A 3,907-nucleotide genomic window follows, 5' to 3' on the forward strand; every position below is an offset into this window, starting at 1 on the left:
GAGCGCAGCAGTCGCACGCCCTCGACCACATATTCCGGCTGGTCAAGCGGGTCAGCGTCGATGAAGACCAGGTCATAGGACGCATCGGCCAGCCGGGTCAGCACCTCCTGGGCCCGGCCGCTGATCAGCCGAGTCCGCGATGGCCCGATACCGGCGTCGGAAAACGCCTGCTTGGCGATCAGTTGGTGTTCGGGCTCAATGTCGATCGTGGTCAACACGCCGTCGTCGCTCATCCCCGACAACAACCACAAACTGCTGACTCCGGCACCCGTACCCACCTCGACAACGGTTTTGCCGCCACTGAGCTTGGCCAGCAGACTGAGCAGGGCTCCCACCGCGGGAGTCACCGCGCCGGCGCCGATGTCGACCGCGCGCTCGCGGGCGGCCAACAGAACCGCGTCTTCAGAGATCGACCCCTCGGCATGCGCGGAGAGCGATTCGGCCCGACTCGACGGAGCCGACTGCCCTGGGGTGCGGTCGGTGGTGGCCATGCCCGCAGCGTAAATCCATCCGATGCCGCGTGCGATCAGGCGCGCCCGGTGCTAACGTCTTGGCCGCGCCGCGACACACCCAAACCTCGCGGCCGATCAAGGTCACAATTTGATGCATACGGCCTGCGCAACGGGGTGCAGGCGCCCATTCACAGTCAAAGCTCAGTGGGATCACATACCGCACATACGCCGATAGGCAACGGTATCTCCCATGGAGCGCGGAGGCCGATGGTCCGGGAATACATCTCGGCGTCTCCGCGTTGCCGTCGGTGACGTATTGCCTAACCTTGACGGCAGTCTGAATCCGGAGGACCTACCCATCACCACACTGATGAGCCCTGCGAGCATGTCGCATCCCGAGCAGTATCGGGACGCCGACTGGGTCGAGACCGACGAGGAGCCTTACGGCACTGCGGTATTCGACGCGACCGGGGACAAGACCACCATGCCGTCCTGGGACGAGCTGGTCCGTCAGCACGCCGACCGGGTGTACCGATTGGCTTATCGACTTTCCGGCAATCAGCACGACGCCGAGGACCTGACCCAGGAGACCTTCATCCGGGTCTTCCGGTCGGTACAGAACTACCAGCCGGGGACTTTTGAGGGCTGGCTGCACCGCATTACGACCAACCTGTTTCTCGACATGGTCCGCCGGCGCGGCCGTGTCCGGATGGAGGCGCTGCCCGACGATTACGATCGGGTGCCCGCCGACGAGCCCAACCCGGAGCAGATCTATCACGAGTCGCGGCTGGGGCCCGACCTGCAAGCGGCGTTGGATTCCCTGCCGCCCGAGTTTCGTGCCGCCGTCGTGCTGTGTGACATCGAAGGACTGTCCTACGAGGAGATCGGGGCCACCCTGGGGGTGAAGCTCGGCACCGTGCGTAGCCGCATTCACCGGGGTCGACAGGCGCTGCGGGACTATCTCGCCGCGCACTCCGAGGGAGCTACTCATGCCAACCCTTCCACGGCCGGTGCCGTTCCGGAGCTCTCCGAGTAAGACACACGCCGCCTGATCCGCTGTTCATTGCTGTTCCGTATCGGGTAGCGCGCTACATTCGAGGTAGCGCGCGTAGACCGAACGCTGATACGGAGAGGGGCTGGTGATGGTCGAGCGGGGACATGTGTTCCGCCGAGCGTTCTCCTGGCTCCCGACCCAATTCGCCTCGCAAAGCGACGCGCCGGTGGGAGCTCCGCGGCAATTCGGATCTACCGAGCATCTTTCGACGGAGGCCATCGCCGCGTTTGTCGACGGTGAGCTGCGGATGAACGCACACCTGCGGGCGGCGCATCATATTTCCCTGTGCCCTGATTGCGCCGCAGAAGTGGAAGGTCACCGCCGGGCTCGCGCCGCGCTGCGCGATTCCCAGCCGATCAGGATCCCCAGCACGCTGCTGGGATTGCTGTCGCAGATTCCGGACTGCTCGCCCGACGACGACGCGGGCCAGGCGGGCAGGAGCCGGTGGAGGGATCCCCGCGCGGAGCGAAGTGAAGGCACGCCGCCTGAGCGGCGCGAGCCTCGGTAGGGTGGGTGTCAAGTTGGCCAAGCCGGTGCGCCGCGCCGTGCTCGTGCGCATAGCGCGCGCTTCTTAAAGCGTTCGGAAGAGGATGACGTGAGCTCCGACGAAGAAAAGAACGGCGCCCCCCGGCTGGCGCCGCGCCCCATTTCCCGGCCGCCCGTCGATGCTGCGTCGCGCCAGGCCTTCAGCCGTCCCGACGGCCTGCAGGGCTCGTTCGTCGCCGAAAGGGTACGTCCGCCGAAGTATCGCGACGCCGGCGAGTTCACCCCGCACGATGAACCGGCCGATCCGGTGCTTTCGGAGGCCTTCGGTCGTCCGTTTCCCGGAGCGGAGTCGTTGCAGCGGCACCCCACCGATGCGGGCGCGCTCGACGGCGACAAAGACCAGGCAGATCAACAAGACGACCCTTGGCGCGACCCGGGCGCGGCCGCCGCACTGGGCGAGCCGGCGGTAACGCCATCGGGCCCACTCGCAGTCGGCGGCGAACGCGGTCGGCTGGGAGTGCGCGATGTGCTGTTCGGGGGGCGGGTGTCCTACCTGGCGCTGCTCGTGCTGGCCGTGCTCGCGTTGGTGATCGGCTTGATCGGTGGTGTGGTCGGACGCAAGACGGCAGAGGTCGTCGAGGCGTTCACCACGTCCAAGGTGACGTTGGCAACCAACGGCAACAGCGAATCGCCGGCCGGCCGATTCACCAAAGTCGCAGCCGCAGTGGCTGATTCGGTGGTCACGATCCAGTCGGTCAGCGATCAAGAAGGTATGCAGGGATCCGGTTTCGTGGTGGACGGCCGCGGCTACATCGTCACCAACAATCACGTCATCTCCGAAGCGGCCAACAACCCAAGCCAGTTCAAGACCACCGTCGTGTTCAACGACGGCAAGGAAGTGCCCGCCAACTTGGTCGGCCGCGACCCCAAGACCGACCTGGCCGTCCTCAAGGTCGACAATGTCGACCACCTGTCGGTTGCCCGGCTCGGTGACTCCGACAAGGTGCGCGTCGGCGACGAAGTCCTTGCCGCGGGTGCGCCGCTGGGTCTGCGCAGCACGGTCACGCACGGCATCATCAGCGCACTGCACCGCCCCATCCCGCTGTCGGGGGAGGGCTCGGACACCGACACGGTCATCGACGCGGTCCAGACCGACGCCTCGATCAACCACGGCAACTCCGGTGGACCGCTGATCAACATGGATTCTCAGGTCATCGGCATCGACACTGCGGGTAAGTCGCTGTCCGACAGCGCCAGCGGGCTGGGCTTCGCGATACCGATCAACGAGGCGAAATTGGTTGCCCAGACGTTGATCAAGGACGGCAAGATCGTGCACCCGACGCTCGGTTTGAGCACCCGCTCGGTGAGCAACGCGATCGCGCAGGGTGCACAGGTCGCGAACGTGAAGGCCGGCGGCCCTGCGGAAAAGGGCGGAATCCTGGAAAACGACGTGGTGGTCAAAGTGGGCAACCGCGGCGTGGCCGACGCCGAAGAATTCGTCGTCGCCGTACGCCAGTTGACGGTCGGGCAGCCAGCCCCCATCGAGGTGGTCCGCGATGGCCGGCACGTCACGCTGACGGTGACGCCGGGCCCGGACACCAGCTAGATGTTCGCCAACGTCGGTTGGGGGGAAATGCTGGTGCTCGTGGTGGTCGGGCTAGTGGTTTTGGGCCCGGAGCGGCTTCCCGGCGCGATCCGGTGGACCACCACGGCGCTGCGCCAGGCCCGCGACTACCTCAGCGGGATGACGAACCAGCTGCGCGAGGACATCGGGCCAGAATTCGACGATCTTCGCGAGCCGCTCAGCGAGCTACAGAAGCTGCGCGGCCTGACGCCCCGCGCAGCGCTGACCAAGCACCTATTCGACGGCGACGACTCGCTGTTCACCGGGAAGTTCGACGAGCCAGCGCAGAGC

At 66.1% G+C, this 3,907-nt stretch carries 5 protein-coding genes; 4 read left to right on the plus strand and 1 reads right to left on the minus strand.

Annotation, left to right across the window (positions count from 1 at the left end):
- Positions 1-491 (minus strand): O-methyltransferase (locus WB785_RS14520; protein ID WP_424080032.1); only part of this gene is annotated, 491 nt, incomplete at its 3' end.
- A gap of 211 nt (positions 492-702) precedes the next feature.
- On the opposite strand from WB785_RS14520, the gene sigE reads away from it, so the two are divergent.
- From sigE to tatB, 4 genes are all read left to right on the plus strand, one after another.
- Positions 703-1,488, plus strand: coding sequence for an RNA polymerase sigma factor SigE (gene sigE, locus WB785_RS14525; protein ID WP_424080033.1), 786 nt, complete (start codon positions 703-705; stop codon positions 1,486-1,488).
- A 106-nt stretch (positions 1,489-1,594) separates the two neighbouring features.
- Positions 1,595-2,014 (plus strand): anti-sigma E factor RseA, encoded by a 420-nt coding sequence (rseA, locus tag WB785_RS14530; RefSeq protein WP_424080036.1) that lies wholly within the window; start codon positions 1,595-1,597, stop codon positions 2,012-2,014.
- Between the two features lie 87 nt (positions 2,015-2,101).
- Entirely contained in the window at positions 2,102-3,598 is a 1,497-nt protein-coding gene (locus WB785_RS14535) for a S1C family serine protease (RefSeq protein ID WP_424080034.1), read from the plus strand.
- Positions 3,599-3,907: Sec-independent protein translocase protein TatB (gene tatB / locus WB785_RS14540; RefSeq protein WP_424080035.1), on the plus strand; the 309-nt coding region annotated here is incomplete at its 3' end. It abuts the gene before it with no gap.

This window comes from Mycobacterium sp., from assembly GCF_049585075.1.
GTDB lineage: Bacteria > Actinomycetota > Actinomycetes > Mycobacteriales > Mycobacteriaceae > Mycobacterium.